General features: G+C 27.8%; 26 protein-coding genes. 23 read left to right on the top strand and 3 right to left on the bottom strand.

Annotated features, from left to right (window positions below; translation table 11 throughout):
* On the bottom strand, positions 1-1068 hold the full coding sequence (uxuA, locus tag ACFYH6_RS12995) for a mannonate dehydratase (protein WP_416178829.1): 1068 nt from the start codon (positions 1066-1068) through the stop codon (positions 1-3).
* 133 nt (positions 1069-1201) lie between these two features.
* Between uxuA and ACFYH6_RS12990 the strand changes: the two genes are divergently transcribed.
* Positions 1202-2074: a helix-turn-helix domain-containing protein gene (locus ACFYH6_RS12990; RefSeq protein ID WP_416178828.1), complete on the top strand. Its 873-nt coding sequence runs from the start codon at positions 1202-1204 to the stop codon at positions 2072-2074.
* 115 nt (positions 2075-2189) lie between these two features.
* On the opposite strand, the gene ACFYH6_RS12985 is transcribed toward ACFYH6_RS12990, so the two are convergent.
* The gene (locus ACFYH6_RS12985; protein ID WP_416178827.1) at positions 2190-3248 is read right to left on the bottom strand and encodes an NAD(P)H-dependent flavin oxidoreductase; all 1059 of its coding nucleotides are present in this window, start codon (positions 3246-3248) and stop codon (positions 2190-2192) included.
* 182 nt (positions 3249-3430) lie between these two features.
* On the opposite strand from ACFYH6_RS12985, the gene ACFYH6_RS12980 reads away from it, so the two are divergent.
* From ACFYH6_RS12980 to ACFYH6_RS12925, 12 genes are all read left to right on the top strand, one after another.
* Positions 3431-3982 carry a biotin transporter BioY gene (locus tag ACFYH6_RS12980; protein WP_416178826.1) on the top strand — a complete coding sequence of 184 codons (552 nt, stop codon included), beginning with the start codon at positions 3431-3433 and terminating at the stop codon, positions 3980-3982.
* 68 nt (positions 3983-4050) lie between these two features.
* Positions 4051-5028 carry a beta-ketoacyl-ACP synthase III gene (locus ACFYH6_RS12975; protein WP_416178825.1) on the top strand — a complete coding sequence of 326 codons (978 nt, stop codon included), beginning with the start codon at positions 4051-4053 and terminating at the stop codon, positions 5026-5028.
* A 12-nt stretch (positions 5029-5040) separates the two neighbouring features.
* On the top strand, positions 5041-5262 hold the full coding sequence (gene acpP, locus ACFYH6_RS12970; protein WP_416178824.1) for an acyl carrier protein: 222 nt from the start codon (positions 5041-5043) through the stop codon (positions 5260-5262).
* A 36-nt stretch (positions 5263-5298) separates the two neighbouring features.
* On the top strand, positions 5299-6225 hold the full coding sequence (gene fabK / locus ACFYH6_RS12965) for an enoyl-[acyl-carrier-protein] reductase FabK (RefSeq protein ID WP_416178823.1): 927 nt from the start codon (positions 5299-5301) through the stop codon (positions 6223-6225).
* Positions 6226-6238: 13 nt separating this feature from the next.
* Positions 6239-7195, top strand: coding sequence for an ACP S-malonyltransferase (fabD, locus tag ACFYH6_RS12960; RefSeq protein WP_416178822.1), 957 nt, complete (start codon positions 6239-6241; stop codon positions 7193-7195).
* Positions 7185-7928 (top strand): 3-oxoacyl-[acyl-carrier-protein] reductase, encoded by a 744-nt coding sequence (gene fabG / locus ACFYH6_RS12955; RefSeq protein WP_316344012.1) that lies wholly within the window; start codon positions 7185-7187, stop codon positions 7926-7928. Before fabD ends, fabG begins: the two co-directional genes overlap by 11 nt.
* A 14-nt stretch (positions 7929-7942) precedes the next feature.
* Positions 7943-9184 carry a beta-ketoacyl-ACP synthase II gene (gene fabF, locus ACFYH6_RS12950; protein WP_416178821.1) on the top strand — a complete coding sequence of 414 codons (1242 nt, stop codon included), beginning with the start codon at positions 7943-7945 and terminating at the stop codon, positions 9182-9184.
* Position 9185: 1 nt separating this feature from the next.
* Positions 9186-9677, top strand: a complete 492-nt coding sequence (accB, locus tag ACFYH6_RS12945) for an acetyl-CoA carboxylase biotin carboxyl carrier protein (RefSeq protein ID WP_316344010.1) — start codon at positions 9186-9188, stop codon at positions 9675-9677.
* A complete protein-coding gene (fabZ, locus tag ACFYH6_RS12940) occupies positions 9678-10103 on the top strand; it encodes a 3-hydroxyacyl-ACP dehydratase FabZ (RefSeq protein WP_416178820.1) in 426 nt (141 codons plus the stop codon).
* A 15-nt stretch (positions 10104-10118) separates the two neighbouring features.
* A complete protein-coding gene (locus ACFYH6_RS12935) occupies positions 10119-11462 on the top strand; it encodes an acetyl-CoA carboxylase biotin carboxylase subunit (protein WP_416178819.1) in 1344 nt (447 codons plus the stop codon).
* A gap of 13 nt (positions 11463-11475) precedes the next feature.
* On the top strand, positions 11476-12333 hold the full coding sequence (accD, locus tag ACFYH6_RS12930; RefSeq protein WP_416178818.1) for an acetyl-CoA carboxylase, carboxyltransferase subunit beta: 858 nt from the start codon (positions 11476-11478) through the stop codon (positions 12331-12333).
* Between the two features lie 2 nt (positions 12334-12335).
* A complete protein-coding gene (locus tag ACFYH6_RS12925) occupies positions 12336-13127 on the top strand; it encodes an acetyl-CoA carboxylase carboxyltransferase subunit alpha (protein ID WP_416178817.1) in 792 nt (263 codons plus the stop codon).
* Positions 13128-13263: 136 nt separating this feature from the next.
* Here ACFYH6_RS12925 and ACFYH6_RS12920 read toward each other — a convergent pair whose 3' ends face one another.
* On the bottom strand, positions 13264-14028 hold the full coding sequence (locus ACFYH6_RS12920; protein WP_416178816.1) for a biotin--[acetyl-CoA-carboxylase] ligase: 765 nt from the start codon (positions 14026-14028) through the stop codon (positions 13264-13266).
* 178 nt (positions 14029-14206) lie between these two features.
* Between ACFYH6_RS12920 and ACFYH6_RS12915 the strand changes: the two genes are divergently transcribed.
* The 10 genes from ACFYH6_RS12915 to fliB all read left to right on the top strand — a co-directional run bounded on the left by ACFYH6_RS12915 (position 14207) and on the right by fliB (position 26593).
* Entirely contained in the window at positions 14207-14701 is a 495-nt protein-coding gene (locus tag ACFYH6_RS12915; protein WP_291708172.1) for a deoxycytidylate deaminase, read from the top strand.
* 153 nt (positions 14702-14854) lie between these two features.
* Complete coding sequence (locus ACFYH6_RS12910; protein ID WP_416178815.1) at positions 14855-15550, top strand: response regulator transcription factor; 696 nt, start codon at positions 14855-14857, stop codon at positions 15548-15550.
* Positions 15537-16985, top strand: coding sequence for an ATP-binding protein (locus ACFYH6_RS12905; protein ID WP_416178814.1), 1449 nt, complete (start codon positions 15537-15539; stop codon positions 16983-16985). Before ACFYH6_RS12910 ends, ACFYH6_RS12905 begins: the two co-directional genes overlap by 14 nt.
* Before the next feature lie 43 nt (positions 16986-17028).
* Positions 17029-18273: a hypothetical protein gene (locus ACFYH6_RS12900; protein ID WP_416178813.1), complete on the top strand. Its 1245-nt coding sequence runs from the start codon at positions 17029-17031 to the stop codon at positions 18271-18273.
* A gap of 186 nt (positions 18274-18459) precedes the next feature.
* Complete coding sequence (locus ACFYH6_RS12895) at positions 18460-19863, top strand: APC family permease (protein ID WP_416178812.1); 1404 nt, start codon at positions 18460-18462, stop codon at positions 19861-19863.
* Between the two features lie 326 nt (positions 19864-20189).
* Complete coding sequence (locus tag ACFYH6_RS12890) at positions 20190-20837, top strand: YitT family protein (protein ID WP_416178811.1); 648 nt, start codon at positions 20190-20192, stop codon at positions 20835-20837.
* A 175-nt stretch (positions 20838-21012) separates the two neighbouring features.
* On the top strand, positions 21013-22719 hold the full coding sequence (locus ACFYH6_RS12885) for a LytS/YhcK type 5TM receptor domain-containing protein (protein WP_416178810.1): 1707 nt from the start codon (positions 21013-21015) through the stop codon (positions 22717-22719).
* Positions 22700-23428, top strand: a complete 729-nt coding sequence (locus ACFYH6_RS12880; protein WP_316345153.1) for a LytTR family DNA-binding domain-containing protein — start codon at positions 22700-22702, stop codon at positions 23426-23428. Before ACFYH6_RS12885 ends, ACFYH6_RS12880 begins: the two co-directional genes overlap by 20 nt.
* A 166-nt stretch (positions 23429-23594) precedes the next feature.
* Entirely contained in the window at positions 23595-25016 is a 1422-nt protein-coding gene (locus tag ACFYH6_RS12875) for a carbon starvation protein A (protein WP_416178809.1), read from the top strand.
* A gap of 359 nt (positions 25017-25375) precedes the next feature.
* Positions 25376-26593, top strand: coding sequence for a flagellin lysine-N-methylase (gene fliB / locus ACFYH6_RS12870; protein WP_416178808.1), 1218 nt, complete (start codon positions 25376-25378; stop codon positions 26591-26593).
* Positions 26594-26696 lie beyond the last annotated feature (103 nt).

Here is a 26696-nt window from a genome sequence, read left to right as displayed (position 1 = left end):
TTATTTGTCTCCTTTTATAATAGCTTCTAATAGACCATTTAAATAAGTAGCACCAAGTGCTCTATCATATAGACCATATCCAGGCATAGCAACTTCATCCCATATCATTCGACCATGATCTGGACGAACTGGACCATTAAATCCAATTTCATATAAAGCCTTCATTATTTCGTACATATCAAAGGAGCCATCAGAAGAAAGATGAGAGGCTTCTTCAAAATCAGTTGGTGAATTAAATCTTAAATTTCTAACATGGGCAAAGTGTATTCTTCCTTTTAGAGAACGAATTATATCAGGTAAATCATTTTTAGGATTAGTTCCATAGGAGCCAGAACAGAAAGTAACCCCATTATGTGGATCATTCACAGTATTTAAAACACGTAAAATATTTTCTTTATTAATGATAATACGAGGTAAACCAAATACGCTCCATGCAGGATCATCTGGATGTATTGCCATATTAATATTATATTTATTACATACAGGCATAATTTTCTTTAGAAAATATTCTAGATTTTCAAAGAGCTTTTCTTCATCTATCTCTTTGTATAATTCAAATAAATCTTTAATTTTTGACATTCGTTCAGGTTCCCATCCAGGTAGAACTGTTCCGTTTGAATCTCCAGAAATGTGATTAAACATATCTTCTGGGTTTAAGGAATCAATTACATCTTGATTATAAGCAAGAACTGTTGACCCATCACTTCTAACTCTAGCAAGTTCAGTACGAGTCCAATCAAAAATAGGCATAAAATTATAGCATACTAAATGGATATTTTCTTTTCCGAGATTTTCAAGGGTTTTTATATAATTATCAATATAAATATCTCTGTCTTTAGATCCAAGCTTAATGGAATCATGAATGTTAACACTTTCAATTCCAGATATATGAAGACCTTGAGATTCCACTTCATTTTTAAGTTCACTTATACGCTCTCTACTCCATACTTCTCCTGGAAGGGTATCATATAGGGTAGTTATAACCCCAGTAACTCCTGGAATTTGTTTAATTTGCTTTAATGTAACTGTATCAAATTTTGAACCAAACCATCTTAATGTCATTTCCATAATAAATCCTCCTTTAAAATACATATAATTATTTTTATTATTAAATATTCCTTTAAGAAATCCAATTGAATCTATTGTCATGAACATTGTAAAAGTTGCTTTTATATGGTAACTTTAATAAAAGGAGGGAATTATGAGAAAAAATTTAAAAACTGAGTTTACAAAGAGACAATATATGTTCTCAGAGGACTTTGAATTATATTATTACAGTGATTACAATCCAGCTAAGGTAGAGTTACATAGCCATAATTATTATGAGTTTTATTTATTTTTAGAGGGAGATATAGATATTTTTATTGATAAGAATAAATACAAGCTTCAAAGAGGAGATATGATTCTAGTTCCCCCTAAGGTTCAGCATTATCCAATTATTAATAGTAAGAGCTTATACAGTAGATTTGTATTTTGGATAAGTGAAGAATATTTTAATAAATTGTTAGGAATTTCAGAGGATTATGGATATTTAATAGATTTTGTAAAAGAAAAAAAGAAATATATATTTCATAATGATATAATTACTTTTAATACAATCCAATCTAAAATATTTCAACTAATAGAAGAGATGAATTCTAAAAGATTTGGAAGAGACACAAAAATATCAATTTGTGTAAATGATTTATTATTGTACTTAAATAGAATTGTTTATGAACAAAATAATTTATATTTACAGAAAGGCGAAATAGATTTATACCAAAATATTATAAATTATATAGAAGAGCATTTAGATGAAGAATTGCCTTTAGAAAGAGTAGCAAATGAGTTTTATTTAAATAAATATTATGTATGTCATTTATTTAAAAATAATACAGGTATTTCTATTCATAAGTACATTATTAAGAAAAGATTAGAAAAATGTAAAAATGCTATTTTAAGTAATATTTCCATTGGTGAAGCTTACTTAATGTTTGGATTTAAGGATTATTCAAGCTTTTATAGAGCCTTTAAAAAAGAGTACGGGGTATCACCAAATCAATTTAAAAATATATATAATATAAATAATTTTTAAATTGATTTAATGCATATAAAATAAACAATAAAATGTAAAATTATTTAGAAGTTTCTCATAAATTATCTAAATAATTTTACATTTTTTATTTAGAAGCTTGTAAAAGCTCCAATTTTTATTTTATATTCATAAGTTTATTAAGTATTTCTTCAACAAAAGATATTTTATTTATTCTATATGCATTTGCACCACAAAATACTAATCCATTTTCTACATCTCCTTTAACAGCCTTTATTAATGCGGAGCTAATGCAATAAGGAGTACTAGCAGGGTTACATGGAATTAAACAATTGTAGCATTTTGTTATTTTTACTTTTTGAGTTTTTAAGGTTTCTGTTAATTTATTTCTAATTGCTCTACCTGGCATACCTACTGGGCTTATAGTAAGCTCTATATCTTCTTTTTTACAATTTACAAAGGCATTTTTAAAGTTTATATGAGCATCGCATTCATGAGTTGCTACAAATTGAGTTGCTACTTGAACTCCACTAGCACCAAGATCTAAATATTTCATCATATCCTCATGAGTAAATACTCCTCCAGCCACAACAATTGGTATCTTTTTATTGAATTCTTTTTCAAAGTTTTTCACTTCTTCTATTACACTTTGAAGGTTTTTAGTAAAAGTATTTGTTTCATCATCTATTTTATCTTTTTTAAAGCCTAGATGCCCTCCAGCAAGAGGCCCTTCAACTATTACGGCATCAGCTGTTCTATTGAAATGCTTTTTCCAATAAGAAAGTACTATTCTTGCAGCTTTTGAAGAAGATACAATTGGGGCTATTTTTATTGAACTATCCTTTGTTATTTCTGGTAAGTTTAAGGGTAATCCAGCACCTGAAATTATCATATCTGCCCCTGCTTCTATAGCGGTTTTTACATATTCAATATAGTTGTTCATTGCTACCATAACATTAACAGCAATTATTCCGTTATTACTTATCTCCTTTGCTTTTTTTATATGTTTAGTTAAGCCTCTTATGTTAGCTGCCAACGTATTATTTTCAAAATCCTCCTCCAAATATCCTGGGTGAGCAGTTGATATTACACCTATTGCTCCATGTTTTGCAACATTTCCAGCAAGGTTTGATAGAGAAACACCAACACCCATGCCCCCTTGGATTATTGGAAGTTTAGCTACTAAATTTCCTATTTTTAATGGCTTTATATTCATAAAGTTACTCCTTTCATACTATAAAAATTACTTTGATTATCAAAATATAATTAATAGTATAGTCTAGTAATTTCAAAAATACAATAAAAATAAAAAATAATTTGAATATTGACAAAATAAAAAATTGGTATTATTATGATGTTAATATTTTGATAGTCAAAATATTTGAGGGAGGTGATATAATGAATCTAACTTTAGGGGATAAGGTATTAATAGCATTTTTTGCAGCTCTAACATCCATAGGAGCCTTTATTAGTATCCCTATACCCTATGTTCCATTTACAATGCAATTTTTCTTTAGTAGTATGAGTGGAATTATTTTAGGAGGGAAAAAGGGAGCATTATCCCAACTATTATATATTCTTATAGGACTTATAGGTATTCCTGTATTTACAAAGGGGGGAGGCCCTCAATATATATTTCAACCTACATTTGGATATTTAATTGGACTAATAATAGCAGCATATGTAATTGGTAAAGTAGTTGAAATAAAAAAGAATAGTTTTAAAAATTTACTTTTAGCAAATTTTTTGGGAATTACAGTTATTTATTTCATTGGAGTAATTTATTTTTATTTAATAAACAGATTCTATTTAGGCATGAATATAACTATAAGCTTAGCAATTTATAATGGATTTTTAATAACTCTTCCAGGAGATGTTATTAAATCAATAGTAACAGCTTTAGTTGGTACTAGGGTAGTTAATACAATAAGAATAAAGATGTCTGTTTAAAATAACAATTTGTTTTAAAGTAAATAGAATTCATTTAGAAATTTTTGGTTTACAGAAAGAGGCGTGGAATGAGAGGAGTTAGAATACTTGGAATTGGCCATTATTGTCCAGATAATATTATTACAAATAAGGATTTAGAGTCTATTGTTGAGACCACAGATGAGTGGATAGTAAAAAGAACTGGCATAAAAGAAAGAAGAATATCAACTGGGGAAGGAACTGTTGATTTAGCATATAAGGCAGCACTTAATGCTTTAACAAATAGTAAGTGTAGTAAGGAAGATATAGATTTAATAATCGTAGCTACTACTTCACCTGATAAACTAATGCCATCAACAGCATGTAGTATTCAAGGACTTTTAGGTTGCAAAAATGCAGCAGCCTTTGATATATCAGCAGCTTGTTCAGGCTTTGTATATTCTTTAATAATTGCCTCAGGATTAATAAAGACAACAGATAAAAAGAAGGCATTAATTATTGGCTCTGAGGTATTATCAAAGATAGTTGATTGGTCAGATAGAAATACATGTGTATTATTTGGTGACGGAGCAGGTGCAGCAGTAATAGAATTATGTGAACATGAAGACTCAATTATAAGTACTTGTTTTGGAGCAGATGGAAATTTAGGAGAAAAAACTTTAGTTGCATCGGAACTAAAATTAAAAACTCCTTTTTCTTTTGATAATTCAAATGAAAAGAGATATATAGAAATGAAGGGTGGAGAAGTTTTTAAATTTGCAGTATCTATTTTACCAGAAATAATTAAAGAATTATTAGATAAGGCAAATGAAGATATAAATGATATCAAGTATATTGTGCCACATCAAGCAAATTTAAGAATAATAGATGAAGCTGCTAGAAGATTACAAATAAATAGAGAAAAGTTTTATGTAAATGTAGATAGATATGGTAATACATCTGCAGCAAGTATACCAATAGTTTTAAGTGAACTATTAGATAAAAAGCTCATAAATAGAGGCGATAAAATAATATTAGCAGCTTTTGGTGGTGGATTAACCTGGGCTGGTGCATTAATTAAATTTTAGGAGGAATATAAAATGGTATTTGAAAAAATTAAGGAAATAGTTATGGATCAATTAGGAGTTAATGGAGAGGAAGTAAAATTAGAAACTAACTTTATTGAAGATTTAGGAGCTGATTCTCTAGATTTATTCCAAGTAGTTATGGAAATTGAAGATGCCTTTAATGTAAAGGTAGAAAATGTAGAAAAGATTAAAACTGTGGGGGATGCAGTTAAATATATTGAGAGTGTTGCATAAAGTATAGCTATATAAATTTATATTGGAGGAAAACTCATGGATAACAATATATGCAATTTGTTAAATATTAAGTATCCTATTTTTCAAGGTGGAATGGCATGGGTTTCAGATAGTTCTCTAGCAGCAGCCGTATCTAATGCTGGTGGTCTTGGAATAATTGCAGGTGCAAATGCTCCTGCAAATTTTGTAAGAGAGGAAATTAGAAAAGCTAAAGAACTAACTAATAAACCTTTTGGAGTTAATATAATGTTATTATCTGAAAATGCAGATGAATTATCAGATATTGTCATAGAAGAAGGAGTTAAAGTTGTAACTACTGGTGCTGGAAATCCAGGAAAGTATATTGAAAAGTGGAAAAATGCAGGGATAAGAATAATTCCAGTTGTTGCATCAGTAGCTTTAGCAAAAAGAATGGAAAAGGCTGGTGCTGATGCAATTATAGCAGAAGGCTGCGAAGCAGGAGGGCATATTGGAAAGCTAACTACTATGGTTTTAGTACCACAAGTAGCTGATGCTGTAAATATTCCTGTTATAGCCGCAGGCGGAATTGCAGATGGAAGAGGTGTTGCCGCTGCCTTTATACTTGGTGCAAAAGGTGTTCAATTAGGAACTAGATTTTTAGTAGCTAATGAATGTACAATTCATGATAACTATAAGCAAGCAGTAATAAATGCTAAAGATATAGATACTGTTGTTACAGGAAGAGCAACAGGACACCCTGTTCAAGTTATTAAAAATAAACTAGCAAGAAAATATATTAATATTGAAAAGGAAAATGTTTCATTAGAGAAAATGGAGGAATTAGGAAGAGGGGCATTAAGAAAAGCTGTAAAAGATGGGGATATGGAAAATGGATCAATTATGGCTGGACAAATTTCAGGACTTATAAAGAAAAGGCAAAGTGCTAGAGAGATTATTGAAGAAATCTTCCTTGAATATGAAAAAATTAATAATAGTTTTTAGGAGAGATAAAAATATGAAAATAGCATTTATTTTCTCAGGGCAAGGATCTCAATATATAGGTATGGGTAAGGAATTATATGATAATATTTTAGTTTCTAAAGAGGTTCTTGATAAAGCAAAGGATTTACTAGATTTTAATATTAAAGAATTAATCTTTAATGGTAAAAAAGAAGAGTTAGATATTACTGAAAACACTCAACCTGCAATTTTAGTTACATCTATTATGGCTATGAAGGCTTTAGAAGATAAAGGAATAAAACCATATGTAGTAGCAGGATTAAGTCTTGGAGAATATTCAGCATTAATTGCATCAAAATCTTTATCTTTTGAGGAAGCTATACCACTAATAAGAAAAAGAGGAAAGCTTATGCAAGAAGCAGTTCCAATAGGTGTTGGTGCCATGGCTGCAATTATAGGATTACCATTATCTAAATTGAATATAGCCATAAATGAAGCTAGCAAAATTGGAGTAGTAGAGATATCAAATTATAATACCAATAACCAAATAGTTATTGGTGGTGAAAAGCTAGCAGTTGAAAAAGCAAAAGAATTATCTTTAGAGATGGGTGCTAAAAGAGCAATTGAACTTAAGGTATCAGGACCTTTCCATACTTCTTTATTAGAAAGTGCTTCCATTAAGCTTAAAGAGGAATTAAATAAAATAAATTTTAATAATCCAGAAATTAAAATAATATCTAATGTTACAGCTGATATTATTGAAAATAAAGAAGAAATAAAAGAGTTACTTTGTAAGCAAATTAAATCTTCTGTTAGATGGTCTGAAAGTGTGGAAAAGATTATTAATATGGGAGTAGATACTTTTATAGAACTTGGACCTGGTAGAGTATTAAGTGGATTTATAAAGGAAATTAGTAGAGAAAAAGGTTTAAAACTTAATATCTTTAATGTTGAAGATATGAAATCTCTAAAAAAGACATTAGAAGGGATTGAGGTATTAGATGGTTGTTAATAAAAATGCAATAGTCACAGGTGGAACTAGAGGAATTGGAAGAGAAATAGCTAAGACTCTAGCTGAAAATGGAGCTAATATTGCAATTAATTATAGAAAATATAATGAAGAAATAGAGAATTTATTAGAAGAGTTAAGAACTTTAGGAGTTAGGGCATTAGCCATTAAATGTGATATTAGTAATGAAGATGAAGTTAATAATTTTATTAAAGAAGTAAAAGAGAATTTTGGAAGTGTTGATATATTAATAAATAATGCTGGAATAACAAAAGATGGACTATTATTAAGAATGAGTGAAAAGGACTTTAATGATGTTATTGATGTTAATTTAAAAGGAACTTTCAATATGACAAAGGCTGTATCATCAATAATGGTTAGGCAAAGATTTGGTAAAATAATTAATATTTCCTCTGTAGTTGGAGTAGCTGGAAATGCAGGTCAGTGTAATTATGCAGCATCTAAAGCTGGTGTAATAGGATTCTCAAAATCAATAGCAAGAGAACTAGCATCAAGAAATATAAATGTTAATGTAATAGCTCCTGGATATATTAATACAGATATGACAAAGGTTTTGCCAGAGAAAGTAAGGGAGGAAGTTTTAAAGACTATCCCTATGAAAAAAATAGGAGAACCAAAAGAAATAGCTAATTTAGTTTTATTCTTATCATCAGATTTATCAAATTATATAACAGGGCAAGTGATAAATGTAGATGGTGGAATGGTTATGCATTAAAGGAGAGAATTAGTATGAAAAGAAGAGTTGTAGTTACAGGATTAGGAGCTATAACACCAATTGGTAATTCTATTGATAGCTTTTGGAATTCTGTAAAGGAAGGAAAAAATGGAATAGATAATATTAAATGTTTTGATACAACAGATTTTAAAGTAAAGGTAGCAGCAGAAGTAAAAGACTTTAATGCAGAGGATTTTCTAGGGAAAAAGGATGCCAAAAGATTAGATAGATTTATACAATTTGCTTTAATAAGTGCAAAAGAGTGTATAAAAGATAGCAATATAGATTTGGACTCTGTTGATAGAGAAAGATTTGGAGTTATATTTGCATCTGGAATTGGTGGCCTTATTACAATAGAAAATCAAATGACAAATTTAATCAATAGAGGTCCTAGCAGAGTATCACCCCTTGCGATTCCAACTATTATTTCTAATATGGCTGCTGGAGCAATTGCTATAGAATTTGGTATTCAAGGAAGCTGTTTAAGTATTACTACTGCTTGTGCATCATCAACACATTGTATAGGAGAGGCTTATAGAAGTATAAAGGATGGATATTTAGATAGAGCTATAGTAGGTGGAACAGAAGCTTCAATTTGTAAATTTGGTATTTCAGGATTTCAATCTATGACTGCTCTTAGTAAAAGTGAAGATATTAATAGAGCATCTATTCCTTTTGATAAGGATAGAAATGGTTTTGTAATGGGTGAAGGTGCAGGTGCTTTAATATTAGAAGATTTAGATAGTGCCTTATCTAGAGGAGCAAAAATATATGGTGAAGTAGTTGGATATGGAACTACCTGTGATGCCTATCATATTACATCTCCAAAATTAGATGGAGATGGAGCTTATAGAGCTATGAGAGATGCTATAAGAGATGCAAATATATCTCCAGATGAAATTGGATATATAAATGTACATGGAACTTCAACAGAAATAAATGATAAAGTCGAAACAGTAGCAATTAAAAGAGCTTTTTCTGAAGCAGCAAAAAAAGTATATGTAAGTTCTACTAAATCTATGACAGGGCATTTACTTGGAGCAGCTGGTGCAGTTGAAGCAATAATTTCAATTAAGGCATTAGAGGAAGGCTTTATACCTGCAAATATAAATTATTTAAATCCAGATGAAGAATGTGATTTGAATTTAGTTGCTAATAATGGGAAAAGTGAAGATATAAATTATGCTATGTCAAACTCCTTAGGATTTGGTGGCCATAATGGAACTATAATATTGAAAAAGTGGAGAGGAAAATAAGATGTTAACTTATGAACAAATTAAAGATTTAATAAAATCAATTGATTGCTCTTCTCTTAGGGTCTTTGAATTAGAAGATCAAGATTTTAAATTAAAGTTAAGTAAGAATGAAGAAAGTTTAAAAAGTAATATAGAAGATAATAATTTAGTAAATGAATCAGAAGCTAAAGTTGGTTCATCTAAAGTAAAGAGAAATTTAGTTAATAATATGGAAGAAACAAATAGTAATGATGCTAATATTAACTCAAATGAAGTTCTTTATAATATAGTTAAATCTCCTTTAGTTGGAACTTACTACTCTTGTGGAACTCCTGGAGGAAAGGCTTATGTTAAAAAGGGTGATTATATTAAAAAAGGGGATGTTCTTTGTATAGTAGAAGCCATGAAGATAATGAATGAAATAACTTCTGAATTTGATGGCGAAATAGTTGAAGTATTAAGAAGTGATGAAGACATAGTAGAATATGGAATGGAATTATTTAAAATAAAGTAGGTGAAGGCTTTGGATATAAAAGAAATAATGGAAATAATACCCCATAGATATCCCTTTTTATTAATAGATAAAGTAGAAGAATTAGAAAATAATAAAATAGTTGCTATAAAAAATGTTACTATGAATGAATATTTTTTCCAAGGACATTTTCCAACAGAGCCAGTAATGCCAGGTGTTTTAATTATAGAAGCTTTGGCTCAAACTGGAGCAGTAGCATTACTTAAAAGAGAAGAATTTAAAGGGAAAATAGCTTATTTTGGTGGAATAAATAATGCTAAATTTAGAAAAAAGGTAGTTCCAGGTGATATTTTGAAATTAGAAGTTGAACTAACTAAAATTAGAGGTATAGCAGGAATTGGCAAGGGAATTGCCTATGTTGATGGCAAAAAGGTATGTGAGGCAGAGCTAACTTTTATGGTTGGTTAATAAAGAGGTGTTTTAATGATTAGAAAGGTATTAATAGCTAATAGAGGAGAAATAGCAGTAAGAGTAATAAGGGCTTGCAAAGAACTTGGAATAAAAACAGTAGCCATTTACTCAGAAGCTGATAAGGATGCTATGCATACTCAGTTAGCAGATGAAGCTATCTGTGTTGGAAAACCTAAATCTAAGGAATCATATTTAAATGAAAGTAATATTATAAGTGCAGCAGTAATTACTAAATGCAATGCAATACATCCAGGTTTTGGATTTCTATCTGAAAACTCTGAATTTGCAGCAATATGTGAAGAATGCAATATAAAATTTATTGGACCTACTAGTAATACCATTGGAATAATGGGAGATAAGTCTAGGGCTAGAGAAATTATGAAAAATGCAGATGTTCCAATAATACCAGGAAGTAATGGAATAGTAAAAAGTCTAGATGATGCATATTTAGAAGCAGAAGAAATAGGATATCCAGTAATGATAAAAGCAGCTTTAGGTGGCGGTGGTAAAGGTATAAGAATAGTTTATACAAAAGGTGATATAGAAAATGCTTATTTTACTGCTAAAACTGAAGCTAAAGTAAATTTTGGAGATGATACCATTTATATTGAAAAATTTATAGAGAATCCTAGACATATTGAATTTCAAATTTTAGGAGATGAACATGGAAATATAGTTCATTTAGGAGAAAGAGACTGCACTGTTCAAAGAAGAAATCAAAAAGTATTAGAAGAAGCCCCATCAACTATTTTAAGTGAAAATCTTAGAAGTGAAATGGGTAAGGCAGCTATCAATGCTGCAAAAGCAGTTAATTATGTAAATGCTGGTACTATAGAATTTTTAGTAGATAAGCATGGAGATTTTTATTTTATGGAGATGAATACTAGAATACAAGTAGAGCATCCCATAACAGAGATGGTTACATCTATAGATATAGTAAAAGAACAAATAAATATAGCGAATGGAGAAAGCTTAAGTTTTTCTCAAGAGGATATTAAAATTAAAGGGCATGCTATTGAATGTAGAATAAATGCCGAAAATCCTAGTAAGGGATTTATCCCTTCTCCAGGAAATATAGAATTTTTAAATTTGCCTGGTGGTAATGGAATAAGAGTAGATACTGCAGTTTTTACAGGGTATACTATTCCACCAACTTATGATTCTATGATAGCAAAATTAATAGCTTATGGGAATAATAGAGAAGAGGCTATTAATAAGATGTTAAGAGCATTAGAGGAGTTTGTAATTGAAGGAATTGACAATAATATTGAATTTCAGATAGATATTTTAAATAATAATAAATTTCGCTTAGGAGACTATGATACTAGTTTTATAAGCAAAGAATACGATTTATAGTTGGTGAAAAAATATGGGGATTTTTAAAAAAAGACAATATGGAGTTATAAACATAACTAATTTAGAAGAAAAGGATATACCAGTAGTTCCAGATGGAACTTGGATAAAATGCAGCAATTGTGGTAAGATTTTATACAAAAAATCCTTAGAGGAAAATTATAATGTTTGTACTAATTGTAATTATCATTTTAGGCTTGGTAGTTATGAAAGAATTAATCAAATTTGTGATAAAGGAACCTTTAGGGAATTCAATAAATATATGAAGTCAAATAATCCAATGGATTTTCCAAACTATGAAGAGAAATTAAAGATAAATGAAGATAAAAGTGGTACTAATGAGGCAGTAGTAACTGGCCTGTGTGAAATAGGTGGAAATAAAGCAATTATTGCTGTTATGGATTCAAATTTTTTAATGGGAAGCATGGGAACGGTAGTAGGAGAAAAAATTACTATTGCAGTAGAAGAAGCTACAAAAAGAAGGCTACCTATAATTGTATTTACTGCTTCAGGTGGAGCAAGGATGCAGGAGGGAATATTATCCCTTATGCAAATGGCTAAAATTAGTAGCGCATTATCAAGACATAGTGATGCAGGATTACTTTATATAACTGTATTAACAGATCCAACAACAGGAGGAGTAACAGCAAGTTTTGCAATGCTTGGAGATATAATATTAGCAGAGCCAAAGGCTTTAATTGGCTTTGCAGGCAGAAGAGTAATTGAGGGAACTATAAAAGAAAAATTGCCAGAAGATTTTCAAAGTGCAGAATTTTTATTAGAACATGGATTTATAGATAATATTATTAAAAGAGAGAATTTAAAAATGGCTCTTTCAGCTCTTTTAAATTTTCATATAGTTAAGGAGGTGTAGTTGTGAAAGATATTAAGGCTTATGATAGATTAGTAATTGCAAGAATGATAGAAAGACCAACTGCACTAGATTATATAAGTAAAATATTTACTAATTTTTTTGAGTTACATGGAGATAGAATTTTTAGAGATGATAAATCTATTGTTGGTGGAATAGGTCTTCTAAATGGAAGACCTACAACTATAATAGGTATTCAAAAAGGGAAGGATCTAAAGGAAAATATGGAGAGAAACTTTGGATCTCCATACCCAGAAGGATATAGAAAAGCATTAAGATTAATGAAGCAAGCAGAAAAATTTAATAGACCAATTGTATGCTTTATAAATACTTCTGGAGCCTATTGTGGAATAGAAGCAGAAGAAAGAGGCCAAGGAGAAGCAATTGCAAGAAATTTAATGGAAATATCTAAAATTACGGTTCCTATAATTTCTATAATAATTGGAGAAGGTGGAAGTGGTGGAGCTATTGCATTATCCTGTGGTGATAGAGTTTGGATGCTAGAAAACTCAGTTTATTCAATATTATCACCTGAAGGCTTTGCTTCTATATTATTAAAGGATCCATCAAAATCAAAGGAAGTTGCAGAAATTATGGGAATAACCGCCTATGAGCTGTTAGAAAGAGGAATAATTGAAAAAATAATAAAAGAACCAAAGGGAGGAGCTCACAAAAATTTAGATTTAGTTGCTACTTCTATAAAGGATGAATTAATTAAAGAATTTAAAATTTTACTTAATAAACCTAAAGATATATTATTAGAAGAAAGATATCAAAGGTTCAGAAAGTTTCAATAAGTTTCAATAAGTTCGTAGAAAATATTATATTGCTTGTGACCTCGCAAGATCCAAGTCACTGCAAAAGTATATTTACACACCTTTGAAACTAAAGAAAAAACTTCTCAAAGCTTGGAGCTTTGAGAAGTTTTTTCCTTTACAATATAATCGATATTTCTCCTGAAATTATTTTCTCATTGGAGTTGTTTAGATTTTTAATTAAAAGAGCACCATCTTCTAAAATATCTATTGGGATAACTTTTCTTATAGAATTCTTGTATTCTAAGTTAACTTCTCTATTAAGTATTAGTGAATTATTTCTATATATTTTTAGAATTTTATCTTTATTTCCATTTATTAATGCATTATATTGTTTATAAAAATTTTCTAAGAATTTATTTAAAATTTCTTCCCTATGGAAATATTTCCCGGTTGAAATTAATAATGATGTTGCTTTGTTTTTTAACTCATCATTAAAATCACTTAATTCTAAATTAACATTTATGCCTACCCCAATAACTATATAGTCAACTTTATTATTTGAAATTTTCGATTCTGTTAGGATACCACATAGTTTTTTTGAATTTAGATAAATATCATTGGGCCATTTAATTTCAGTATTTATTCCAAAATCTAAAAAAGTATTATGTAAAGCTGTAGAAGTTAAAATTGTTAAGAAGTTTATATCCTTTAATTCTATAGAAGACTTTAATAGCATGGAAAACCAAAGTCCTTTTCCTTTAGGAGAAATCCAAGCTCTACCTTTCGTTCCTTTTCCATCACTTTGTGTATCACTTATTACTATAGTATCTTTAATAAAGCCCTTTTCACCTATTTTTTTGCAGAAGGTATTAGTGGAATTAATTGTATCTAGAAAAATAAAGTCTATATATTTATATTTTGATATGAATTCATTATTCATAGTATATTACCGCCATTTCATTTTTAAAAATAATATTTTAGTACTTATAGATATTTTAACCTTAGTGGTAAATGTTGTCTATGATATAAAGGTATTTAAATTGTGTAATATATAAGTTATAATATACTAAATAATTAGCTTAATTATAATATTCTAATTGCAATAAGGGGGCATTTAAGTGAAAAGAAGTGATTATATTTCTTGGGATGAATATTTTATGGGTGTTGCTATTTTAGCAGGGATGAGAAGTAAGGATCCTAGCACTCAAGTTGGTGCTTGTATAGTAGATAATGATAATAAGATATTAAGTCAAGGCTATAATGGATTGCCTAGAGGATGTTCAGATGATGAATTCCCTTGGAGTAGAGAAGGAAATATGCTTGAAACAAAATATCCTTATGTAGTTCATGCTGAACTAAATGCAATATTAAATAGTAGAGGGACTAATTTAGTAGGTTCAAAGATATATGTTGCTTTGTTTCCTTGTAATGAATGTGCAAAGGCAATAATTCAATCAGGAATTAAGGAAGTAGTTTATTTATCAGATAAATATTCTGATACAGATATTGTAAAAGCATCAAAGAGAATGTTTAATGCTGCTGGAGTTAAGATGACTAGATTAGAACCTAAAAATAAGAGAATAGAAATATCTTTTGATATAAATAATATTTAAAATTATTTGGAAGCTTGATGCTTCCTTTTTGTTTATAAATTTTAAATTAAAATGTATAATATATATAACTATTTACAACTTGGAAATAATTTGGTAAAGGTTATTAATATTTGTGTTATATTATGGATATAAGGAAAACTTTAGGAGAATAAGATGAGAGAAAAAATTTTAATTATAGAAGATGATAGAGATATAAGTGAAATACTTAGGTTTGCTTTAATTAAGGAAGGGTATAAGGTTAAAGTAAATCCTAATGGATTAGAAGCAGATGAGGAAATAAAAATATTTAAGCCTGATTTAATACTATTAGATATAATGCTAAATGATACAGATGGCTTTAGTGTATGTAGAAAAATCTCTAGTTACAAAATACCTATAATTATGCTTACAGCTAGAGTAGATATTATGGATAAAATATTGGGGTTAGAGCTAGGTGCAGATGATTATATAACTAAGCCATTTGATATAAGAGAAGTAGTTACAAGAATTAGAGTTTCACTTAGAAGAATAGATGAATTTAAGAAAATATCTGATTTAAAAGAAAGAAAGGAAATTATCATAGATAATATAGAAATAAATGAAAATCGCAGAAGTGTAAGTGTTTTAGGGAAAGAAGTTCAATTAAAACCCAAAGAGTTTGATTTACTTTTATTTTTATCAAAGAATCATAATAAGGTTTTTTCTAGAAATCAATTATTAGATTTAGTTTGGGGATATGATTATTTGGGGGATTCTAGAACTATAGATGTTCATATTACAAGGTTAAGACAAAAGTTAGGTGAGGAATTTCAAATAGAAACAATATTTGGTGTAGGGTATATGTTAAAGGTGAAAAATGTTAACAATTAGAAAAAAATATGGATTAGTTCTAGGAAGTGTCTTTATATTATCACTTATAACTTTTAATCTACTTTTAAATAAATTCTTTGATAAAAGCTTTAAAGAATTGGTAGTAAAGGATATGGAGGATGTTTATAAAATATCAAGAAAGAACTTAGAAGACTATACAGTTTTAAATAGCATTGATAAAAATAAAATGAATACTGAGGATTTTAATAGCAGAGTTATGAGTTTTATTGTTGAAAGAGTTAATAGTCAAGGGATTTTTTACAATATAAATGGTGAAGTTATATCTAATGGAATAAATAATGGACAAAGTATAGATTTAAATATTATAAAGGATTTACCACCATCCTTTGAAAATACTAAAAATAATAAAACAGTATTAGATATTATAAATAAAAATAGAAATGTACTGGGTAAGTTAAGTATTCCAATTTATAATGAGGAAAATCAAATTGGTGTATTAGTTTTAGTTAAAGATTATAGTAATGATTATTTAAGGAATCTAAATATAAAATCTATTATAAATATAATGGTTTCTATCTTATTTATTATAATTTTTATATGTATATATTTTTTATCATCATCAATTATTAAACCTATAATTAAATTGAAAGACAAGCTTTTAGAAATTAGTAAGGGAGATTATCCTGAAAAAATAAAGAGTATTTCTAAGGATGAAATAGGTGTACTTATAAATAGTTTTAATGATATGAATGAAAAGTTAAAGTTTAAGGATAATCAGGAAAAAAATATTTTTAGAAATATAACTCATGAATTAAAAACACCATTAACTAATATTTCAGGTTATGCACAGATCCTAATACAAGATGATTTTAACGATGAAGTATTTAAGAAAAAGGCTTTAAAAAGAATAATATCTGAAAGTAATAGAATGCATGAATTAGTTATGTCATTACTTAATATTTCAAAGCAGAGCAGTGATTTAGAAGAATATTCATTTCAAGAGGTTAACATAAAAAAAATTATTGATGATTTAATAAGCTTAAAGTCATTACAAATAAAAGAAAAGCAAGTAGATATAATTACAAACATTGAAGAAGTAAATATTAGAGGAAATAAACAATACTTAATAATATTATTTAGTAATTTAATAGATAATGGAATTAAATATTCATATGAAAAGAGCAATATAATAATTGAAACAAAAGAGGTTAATAACAATTTATATTTTTCAATTTTAAGTAAAGGAAAGAAGATTCCGTATGAGCTAAAAGATAAAATATTTGAACCCTTTGTAAAAGTAGAAGAAAAAGGATTTTCATCTAAGAATTCAAATGGATTGGGACTATATATTTGTAGGAATATTGTTTTGGGACATAAAGGAAATATTAATCTTATATTAAAGGATGATAAATCAAAATTTATTATAGAACTCCCTAAAAATTTACACGTTGGAAATAATTTAGAACAAGTTTAAAAATAAGACTTGGATAAAATTAAAGTATGAAAGGGGAGATAATATGAAAAATAAAAAGTTATTAATAGTTTTAATGCTTATTACATCAAGTATAATGACAAGCTGTACAAATAAAATTTCAAGTGAAGATAAGGTTATTGATAGTGTAATAATTGATGAAGATGCAAAATCAACAGCAAATAGTAATAATAAAATTAATATCACTAAAATAGCTACAACTGAGAATCTTGTAGGAGGTAGAAAAGGAGCAATATTAAGATCTGATGAAAAATTAATTGGGATCCAATATAGTGAATATTATGGAGATGGAGAAGATACAATTTATCAAACTCAATTTCCAAAGTTATATATTGATACTTTATCAATAGGAACAATTACAGATGAAATAAAAGATAATAGAAATGTAGTTACTTGGGAAAATAAAGAGATTAATGGACAATTGCTTACAGGGTATATGGGTACAGGGGAAAAAGTTAAAATTCTAAAGGATGATAAAGTATACAAATTAGATGAAAATTATAATTTGAAAGAATCTAAAGTGTATAAAAAATTAATAGAAGAGACTAATGGAGATATAAATAGGTTTGAGCAAAGCTATGATGAAAACTTAGATATTTATTATATGGATAATAGTAATGATAAACTATGGATAATTGACACAGTAAATGATAAATATTATGAGATAAATAGAAAAGAGATAGGCAATATTGAAAATAAACGATTAAATATTATAATGGAAGAAGGTGGTAAAATTTATGTTTCTTTAGTTGATACAGCAAATGAAGAAGTAAGCATTTTAGGCTATATTGAAAATAATAAATTAACAACGTTTTTTGATGAGGATAGTGAAATAAAGGTTAGAGTTACAGGAGATGTAGTATATAGTAATAATAATATACTTTTTTCAGGATATGTAGAAGATAGTTATGGTATTTGGAGTTACGATATAGAAACAAAGAAATTAGAAAAGCAAATACAATTAAAATATGATTATTCTTATTTCAAAATTAGTAAAGATAGAAATTTCATTGTAATTTCAAATATGGATACTGATTATATTGAAAATTATAATGTAAGCTTGGCACGAATAGATAATAATTTTAAAATATCTAATATTGAAGAACTAACTAATTCAATTTTACCTGATAGAAGTAGTAGCAATGGAATATCTGTAATAGCATGGAGTGATAATGAAAATAAATTTTATGTAAGTTATGTAAAAACAAAAAAAGTAGATGTTGGAGAAAAAATAGATGATGTTTATTATGAGATATATGAAGTTAAATAAAAATTGGGAATAAAATTACTGAAGATATGTTAGTAGTATTTGAGGATTTCCAATTCATTTATCAAGAATAAAGTAATAGATTTGATAAATATTAATAATAAAATGTATAAAAATAATGAAAAAAAACTACAATTATGATACTATCATAGTTGTAGTTTTTTATTTTATTAAAGTGAGGTTAAAATTATGCTAGAAAACGAAAGAAAAAAAATCATGTGGTATACTCTTGCACTAATGGCCTTTTCAGGTGTTTGGGGATTCGGTAATGTAATTAACGGTTTCTCTGAATATAATGGACTACAAGCAATTGTAGCTTGGTTAATTATTTTTGCAATATATTTTATACCATATGCATTAATGGTAGGAGAATTAGGATCAGCATTTAAAAGTCATGGAGGTGGAGTTAGTTCTTGGGTTGGAGAAACTATAGGGCCTAAGCTAGCATATTATGCAGGATGGACATATTGGATTGTACATATGCCGTACCTTTCTCAAAAACCCAATAGCTTTATGATTGCAACTAGTTGGGCTATATTCCAAGATAGTAGAATTAGTAAGATGAACACAGTATTACTACAAATAAGCTGTTTAGTTATATTTGTAATTGCTATGTACATTGCATCAAAGGGGCTAAATCCTTTAAAGAAATTATCTTCTTTAGCTGGAACTTCTATGTTTGTAATGTCTATGCTATTTATTTTATTAATGATGGCAGCACCAGCAATTACAAATGTTCAGTTAAATCAAATTGACTGGTCATTAAGTACATTTATGCCAAAGTTTGATATGGCCTTTTTCACAAGCCTATCAATATTAGTTTTTGCTGTTGGAGGATGTGAAAAAATATCACCATATGTAAATCAAATGAAGGATCCAGCAAAAGGTTTCTCAAAGGGAATGATAGCATTAGCTATTATGGTTGCAGTTACAGCAATACTTGGAACAATATCATTAGGAATGATGTTCGATTCAAATAATATTCCTAAGGACTTAATGACTAATGGGGCATATTATGCATTCCAAAAGTTAGGTGAGTATTATAGAGTAGGTAATTTATTTGTTATTGCTTATGCAATTACTAATATGATTGGACAATTTGCAGTTCTAATTATTTCAATTGATGCTCCATTGCGTATGTTACTTGATAGTGGAGATAGAAGATTTATTCCAGAAAAATTATTTGTAAGAAATAAAAATGGTGCATATACTAATGGATTTAAGTTGATTTTTGTTATAGTTTCTATATTAATCATAGTTCCAGCAATAGGAATTGGAAGTGTAGATGAATTAGTTAGATGGTTAGTAAAGTTAAATGCAGTATGTATGCCATTAAGATATTTATGGGTATTTGTAGCATATATAGCTTTAAAAAAGGTTGGAGGAAAATTCGAAAGAGAGTATTATTTTGTTAAGAATAGAACTTTAGGAATTATTTTAGGAGCTTGGTGTTTTGCTTTTACAGCTTTTGCTTGTATAGGGGGAATGTACTCAGAAGATGTATTCCAATTAGTACTAAATATTATAACTCCATTTATATTAATTGCATTAGGATTAATATTACCTTATATAGCTAAGAGAACAAACATATAATATAGTATAAGGGCTGTTTCAGTGATTTTATTAATTTGTGAAACAGCCCCTTTTTACTTTCTAACTATAGTAATAAATTCACTTTTTGCATAAAAATTCATATAGTTAGAAGTGTTATTTTTAATATTTTGCTTTAAAATTTATGAATTATATTTATAAATTATATAATTTATAAAAAAATATTTAAGAAATAGAGTTATTTGTGAAAAATTAATAAAATTTATAAAAATACTGTTATCTGAATAAAAAATCTGTTAATCTTGTTATGTTAATAATGATAAACTTTAGCTAAAAATACAGATAAGAATAAAGGTGAGGAAGAACAAATGACAAATGGAAAAGTTTTAGACGTTATGAAAGAATATACAATGATTACCCTTGGAGTAATACTTGTAGCTGTAGGATTACAGTATTTTTATTCACCAAATAATTTAGCAGCTGGTGGATTAAGTGGTATGTCTCTTATCATAAATCATTTTGTACCAGTACTTTCTGTTGGTATTACAATTTTTGTTGGAAATTTAATTTTATATGTTATAGCATTTTTTATAATTGGTGGAGATTTTGGTTTTAAAACAATATACGGCAGTGTTATGTTATCTGTTGTTATTGAAATATTAGATAGAGTATTTAAAGCTAGAGCCTTAACAAATAATTTATTAAGTGCAGTTTTAATTGGGGCTATACTAATATCATTAGGATTAGCAACTGCATTTTATTATAATGCTTCAACAGGTGGAACTGATATATTAGCGAAAATATTAAATAAGTATTCTACCTTTAATATAGGGATTTCATTATTATTTGTAGATATAGTAGTTACTATTTGTGGTGGAATTGTATTTGGGTTAGAAAAAGGAATATATTCATTATTAGCAGTTTTTATAACTGGGGTTTTAATAGACAAGTTTATACTTATTTTAACTAATTATAAGAATAAAAAAGAGAAAATTAGTGAAGCAGTATTAAATTAATATAGAGGTACTTAACCTTAAGAGTAATCTAAGGGTTAGGTACCTTTTATTAATTCTAATTTAATAATTAACTTTTACAGTCTATTTGAATATATAAATAATCAATTGAAAATGTTTTCAAAATACATTAATATTTAATATGTGGGATAAGTATATAAGTTTTGGAGAGGATAAAATGAATATAGAAATTATTAGGAGTATTATTTTAAGTATTGGGCTTCTTGTAGTAATTGCCCAGATTTTAGCTAGATTTAATAAAATAAAAGTATATCTTGTAAGTGAAAAACATACCGTAAAAGATCAGTTAGTTATGATTATAATTTTTAGTACAATAAGTATTTTATCAACTTATATGGGATATGGAGTAAAGGGAGCTTTAGCTAATACAAGAGTAATTGGAGTTATGGCAGGAGGATTTATAGGGGGACCAATAGTTGGAATAGGAACAGCAATAATAGCTGGTATACATAGATATACTATTGATATTAATGGATTTACTGCATTAGCATGTTGTATATCAACAATATTAGAAGGAATAATAGCTGTATTTTTTTCAAGTTATATTAAAAGACAAAAATATAGGGAAATTAATTTATATTTAATAACTTTTATGGCTGAAGTTCTTCAAATGATAGTAATACTTATAATTTCAAAACCCTTTGACATGGCCTTAGAATTAGTTAAAAGCATTGCATTTCCTATGGTATTTATTAATTCTTTTGGATTAGTTTTATTTATTGGTGTCTTTAAGCATATATTTATAGAGCAAGAGTACGAACTAGGGCAGAAAATGAGTTTAGCCTTTGATATAACAAAACTATGTTTGCCTGTTATTGAAAAAGGAGAATATAATGAAAAAAGTTGCGAAGAAATAGGAAAAATTATTTTAAAATTTTCAAAAAAACTAGGTTTAGTTTTTACAGATGCTGAAAAAGTAATTTATACTAAAGGAAAATTTTCAATAGATAATAAAAGTGATTTACCTGAAATAGCAAAAAAGGTACTAAAAGAAAAAGCAGTATGTCTAGAAGAGGAAAGCAAAGAAGGTGATGCTTTTTGTAAAGTATTAGATAATGCAGTGGCTATTGGAGCGCCTTTAATAAAAAATGGACAAGTGTTTGGATGCTTTATTATATTTACTGATAAATATAAGCTTTCCCTAGATCCAGAAATAAAATTTGCAGAAGGGCTTAGTTCATTTTTATCTACTAAATATGAATTATTAGAAGCAGAGAAACAAAGAGAGCTTATGCAAAAAGCAGAATTTCATGCATTACAATCACAAATAAACCCACATTTTATATTTAATTCTCTTAATACAATTAGTGCTTTTTGTAGAGAAAAACCTGGCAAGGCAAGAGAATTGTTAATTGATTTAGCAACTTACTTTAGAAATGCTATTCAAAATAAAGAGGGATTAGTAGATATAAATGAGGAAATGGATTATGTAAAAGCTTATTTGCAGTTAGAAAAAGCTAGATTTGAAGATCGATTAAGTATAGATATTCAAATGCAAGATAATTTAAAATGTAAAGTACCTTGTTTAATTTTACAACCTATAGTTGAAAATGCTGTTATTCATGGAGCAATGAAAAGAAAACAAGGGATAGTTAATATAATTATCAAAGAAGACAACAGTAATTTAAAAATATCTGTTATAGATAATGGATTTGGTATTCCTATAGAGATTATCAAAGGCTTAAATGAAAAGACAACATATGAAGGGAATATAGGATTAATAAATGTTCATAGAAGACTATGTTATCTTTACGGAAGGAATTATGGCTTAGATATAGCGACATCAAATGAAGGAACTAAAATAAATATATATATTCCAATGAGGGGAAAAGGGGATGTAAATCATGAAGGTTGCAATAATTGATGATGAAAAACCTGCAAGGAGTGAGTTGATTTTCTTAATAAAAGAAATTATTCCTAATGTAGTGATTTCTGAATTTTCTAATGGAGAAGAAGTTTTAGAGGCTATATCAAATGAAAGTTACGATTTATTTTGCATTGATATTAATTTAGGTGATATAAGTGGAACTACCTTGGCTAAAATGGTTAGAAAAGTTTTACCTTGTACTGAAATTGTATTTGCAACAGCTTATAATAATTATGCTGATAAAGCTTTTGAAGTAGAAGCAATGTATTATCTTTTGAAACCTTTCTCAGAAGCAAAAGTTAAACAGATGTTAGAGAGATATAATAATAAAAAATCTGAAAATAATAAGAAGAATATAGAAGAATTATTTACTAAAATTCCTTTATATTTAGATAAAAAGTTTATTATGATTGATATTGAAGATATTATTTATATTGAATCTGAAAATAGAGAGTGTATAGTTCACACTAAAAATGAAATATATAAAGATAGTAATACATTGAACTATTTTGAAGAAAGATTAGCTGATAAAGGCTTTTTTAGAATTCATAAAAGCTTTTTAATTAATCTTAAGTATATATCAGAAATTCATCCTTGGTTTAATAATACTTATTGTATAAAAGTTAATAGAGTTAAGGATGCTTTTTTACCTGTAAGTAGAAATAAAATTAAGGAGCTAAAAAGGATTTTGCATTTGAAACATTAAAATATACATTTTGTACATTAAAAATAGCAATTCACACCTTAAATAAACGTTTACATTAAGCGTCGTGATAAAATTAATGTGTAAATAATACTTTAAAAGATGAAAAATATTTTATCTTTTAAGGATAATTAGTTGCAAGAATTATATTTGAGAGGTGGAATTTTTAATGGTATCTTTTTTTATTTGTTTAGCAATTTTAATTGGTGGGTATGCTATTTATGGTAAGTACATTGAAAAAAACTTTGGGCCAGATGATAGAGAAACACCTGCAGTTACTTTGGCAGATGGAAGTGACTATGTAGTAATGCCTACATGGAGAATATTTCTTGTTCAACTATTGAATATAGCAGGTCTTGGACCTATTTATGGAGCTATAGCAGGGGCATTATGGGGCCCATCAGTATTTTTATGGATTACCTTTGGTACAATATTTGCAGGAGCTGTTCATGATTATTTATCAGGAATGATATCAATGCGTCATAAAGGTACTACAATTGGCGAGATTGTTGGAATATATTTAGGACCTTTTATGAAACAAGTTATGCGTATATTTTCAATAGTATTACTTGTACTTGTAGGAGTTAGCTTTACAACTGGACCAGCAGCACTTTTAGCTATGCTTACACCAAAAACACTAAATTTTACTTTTTGGTTAGTTGTAATACTTATTTATTATTTCCTTTCAACATTTTTACCTATTGATAAGGTTATTGGAAAGATTTACCCTGTATTTGGATTTAGTTTAATATTTATGGCATTAGGAGTAATTGGTGGAATTATATTTAAAGGATATGCAATCCCAGAAATAACCTTAGCTAATCTTCATCCATCTAAAACACCTATATGGCCTATGATGTTCGTATCAGTTGCTTGTGGAGCAATTTCTGGATTCCATGCAACACAATCACCATTAATGGCACGTTGTATGAAAACAGAAAAAGAAGGTAGAAAAATATTTTACGGAGCAATGGTTGCAGAAGGGGTTATAGCTCTTATATGGGCAGCTGCAGGTTGTGCTTTCTATGGTTCAACAGGGGGATTACAAAATGCAATTAAAGAATTAGGTGGACAAGGACCTGTTGTTTACGAGATTACTCATAAATTACTTGGAGGGGCAGGAGCAGTATTAGCAATGATAGGTGTTATTGCTTGCCCTATATCATCAGGAGATACAGCCTTTAGAAGTGCAAGACTTGTTATATCAGATTGGTTTAATATAGAACAAAAGAGTATTTCAAAGAGATTATTACTTACAGTTCCATTATTAGGTGTTGGAGCAATATTAACTCAAATGGATGTGCAAATGATTTGGAGGTACTTCTCATGGAGTAATCAAACATTAGCTATGTTTGCATTGTGGGCAGGAGCAGTTTATCTTTATAAAAATAAAAAGAATTCTTGGGTAGCTGCAGTACCAGCAACATTTATGTCTGCAGTAAGTTTAACTTATATTTTAATGGCACCTGAAGGATTTAAGCTTAGTAGTACAATTGCATATCCTGCAGGAATTGCTTTTGCAGCATTTTGCTTAGCTTTATTTATAAAAAGTAAAAATTCAAAATCAGAAGATATAGAAGTTGCAGCTTAAAATTGTTTTAAAAATATAAAGATAATAAGAATAATAAAATTTTTTAAATATAAAAGGCTTTCTAATTGAGTTTATTAACTTATTAGAAGGTCTTTTTTTGAACTTTATATTAATAAAAAGGATATCTTTAAAGAATAGTGATAATATATTGCTTTTTATATACTAAAGTTTAGGAATAGCAGTATGAGGATATTGTATTGAAATTCGATTTCTCACTATTCCTAGAAGGGTACATATAGGCTATTGGTTTTATTATTATACATAGAAGAAAAGGTATATCTGACAAATTTAAAATACTGTAGTAAAATAAGTATTTAATAGGAAAGTTTAAGTAATTAATTTGAAAAGGAAGTTATACTATGAGAGAAAAATATAAAATGAGATACCCAGAATATTTTAAAGAATTTAAGTGTATAGGTGGAAACTGCAAAGATAGCTGTTGTGTTGGTTGGGATATAGATATAGATAAGATTACCTTCAAACAATATTATAGAATTCAAGACAAAGAAATGAAAAGAATGTTTCAAAAAAATGTTCATAATAATGATTATTGTACAAGCTATGACATTGATTATGGAAAAATAAAATTAAAGGGTGATAAAAGGTGTCCTTTTTTGGATGAAGAAAATTATTGCATTATTTATTCTAAGATTGGCGAAGAATATCTTTCAAATGTTTGTACATCTTTTCCTAGAATAATTAATAAAATAGATGGATATTATGAAATGTCCCTTGATGTAGCCTGCCCTGAAGCGGCAAGAATTCTTTTATTAAAGGAAGAAGGAATCAAATTTAAAGAAAGTGAAGAAAACTTAGGAAAACATATAGTATCAAGTGAGATTGATACTAAATCTAAAAAATATAATAAGTCACCAATAAAGTATTTCAAAGAAATTAGAGACCTTAGTATTAGAATAATACAAAATAGAAAATTAAATTTAAGTGAAAGGCTTTATATATTAGGTGATTTTATAAATAAATTAGAGGATGAACTTAAATATAATTATGGTAATGTATCTAAATTTATTAAAAACTATGATATAAATTTAGGTAAGGATTGCTATGAAAAAAATAAATTAAATTGTCTTATTCAAATTGATTTTTTCAAAAAAATGTTAGAGTTTTTAAATGTATCTAAAAATGTGGATAGCGTTTCTTTTAAAGAATATACAAGGGAAATTATAGCTGGATTAAAGTTTGATGAAAATATTGAAATAAGTGAACATTCAGGATTATACATAAAAGCATTTGAAGATTATAATGAAAATTTTATTAATAATAGCTATATTTTTGAAAATTATTTAGTGAATTTCATATATAATAATATTTTCCCATTTTCTGAATCTAAATCAATATTTGATGGATATATTATGCTTTTAACAAGATATTCATTTATTAGATTTTATTTGGTTGGAAAATATCTATATAATAAACAGGAATCTAAAGAAAGTATAGTTGAATTTATTCAATCTTTCTCTAAAACTATAGAACATCATAAAAGCTATTTAATTGATTCATTAGAATATATAAAAGAAAAGGAATTTGATAATATAGAATTTGCTAAAGTACTTTTATAATAAATGAATTGCCACTGTTTCTCCAATTAAATTGAAGTATTCTAATTAAATAAATATAAATGATATAATATATATAATATATAAATTATTAAAGATATAAAAA

Origin of the sequence: Clostridium sp. HCS.1, from assembly GCF_047900555.1 — a bacterium.
In the GTDB taxonomy this organism is placed as follows: domain Bacteria; phylum Bacillota; class Clostridia; order Clostridiales; family Clostridiaceae; genus Clostridium.
This window is presented reverse-complemented; position numbering and strand designations above follow the sequence as displayed.

Coding starts and splice junctions, on each gene's coding strand:
- fabD (WP_416178822.1), top strand. CDS start 6,239: ATGAAAATAGCATTTATTTTCTCAGGGCAAGGATCTCAATATATAGGT.
- ACFYH6_RS12920 (WP_416178816.1), bottom strand. CDS start 14,028: ATGAATAATGAATTCATATCAAAATATAAATATATAGACTTTATTTTT.
- ACFYH6_RS12985 (WP_416178827.1), bottom strand. CDS start 3,248: ATGAATATAAAGCCATTAAAAATAGGAAATTTAGTAGCTAAACTTCCA.
- fabF (WP_416178821.1), top strand. CDS start 7,943: ATGAAAAGAAGAGTTGTAGTTACAGGATTAGGAGCTATAACACCAATT.
- ACFYH6_RS12975 (WP_416178825.1), top strand. CDS start 4,051: ATGAGAGGAGTTAGAATACTTGGAATTGGCCATTATTGTCCAGATAAT.
- fliB (WP_416178808.1), top strand. CDS start 25,376: ATGAGAGAAAAATATAAAATGAGATACCCAGAATATTTTAAAGAATTT.
- accB (WP_316344010.1), top strand. CDS start 9,186: ATGTTAACTTATGAACAAATTAAAGATTTAATAAAATCAATTGATTGC.
- ACFYH6_RS12880 (WP_316345153.1), top strand. CDS start 22,700: ATGAAGGTTGCAATAATTGATGATGAAAAACCTGCAAGGAGTGAGTTG.
- uxuA (WP_416178829.1), bottom strand. CDS start 1,068: ATGGAAATGACATTAAGATGGTTTGGTTCAAAATTTGATACAGTTACA.
- acpP (WP_416178824.1), top strand. CDS start 5,041: ATGGTATTTGAAAAAATTAAGGAAATAGTTATGGATCAATTAGGAGTT.
- ACFYH6_RS12935 (WP_416178819.1), top strand. CDS start 10,119: ATGATTAGAAAGGTATTAATAGCTAATAGAGGAGAAATAGCAGTAAGA.
- ACFYH6_RS12875 (WP_416178809.1), top strand. CDS start 23,595: ATGGTATCTTTTTTTATTTGTTTAGCAATTTTAATTGGTGGGTATGCT.
- ACFYH6_RS12980 (WP_416178826.1), top strand. CDS start 3,431: ATGAATCTAACTTTAGGGGATAAGGTATTAATAGCATTTTTTGCAGCT.
- fabK (WP_416178823.1), top strand. CDS start 5,299: ATGGATAACAATATATGCAATTTGTTAAATATTAAGTATCCTATTTTT.
- ACFYH6_RS12990 (WP_416178828.1), top strand. CDS start 1,202: ATGAGAAAAAATTTAAAAACTGAGTTTACAAAGAGACAATATATGTTC.
- ACFYH6_RS12905 (WP_416178814.1), top strand. CDS start 15,537: ATGTTAACAATTAGAAAAAAATATGGATTAGTTCTAGGAAGTGTCTTT.
- ACFYH6_RS12890 (WP_416178811.1), top strand. CDS start 20,190: ATGACAAATGGAAAAGTTTTAGACGTTATGAAAGAATATACAATGATT.
- ACFYH6_RS12900 (WP_416178813.1), top strand. CDS start 17,029: ATGAAAAATAAAAAGTTATTAATAGTTTTAATGCTTATTACATCAAGT.
- accD (WP_416178818.1), top strand. CDS start 11,476: ATGGGGATTTTTAAAAAAAGACAATATGGAGTTATAAACATAACTAAT.
- fabG (WP_316344012.1), top strand. CDS start 7,185: ATGGTTGTTAATAAAAATGCAATAGTCACAGGTGGAACTAGAGGAATT.
- ACFYH6_RS12910 (WP_416178815.1), top strand. CDS start 14,855: ATGAGAGAAAAAATTTTAATTATAGAAGATGATAGAGATATAAGTGAA.
- ACFYH6_RS12885 (WP_416178810.1), top strand. CDS start 21,013: ATGAATATAGAAATTATTAGGAGTATTATTTTAAGTATTGGGCTTCTT.
- ACFYH6_RS12895 (WP_416178812.1), top strand. CDS start 18,460: ATGCTAGAAAACGAAAGAAAAAAAATCATGTGGTATACTCTTGCACTA.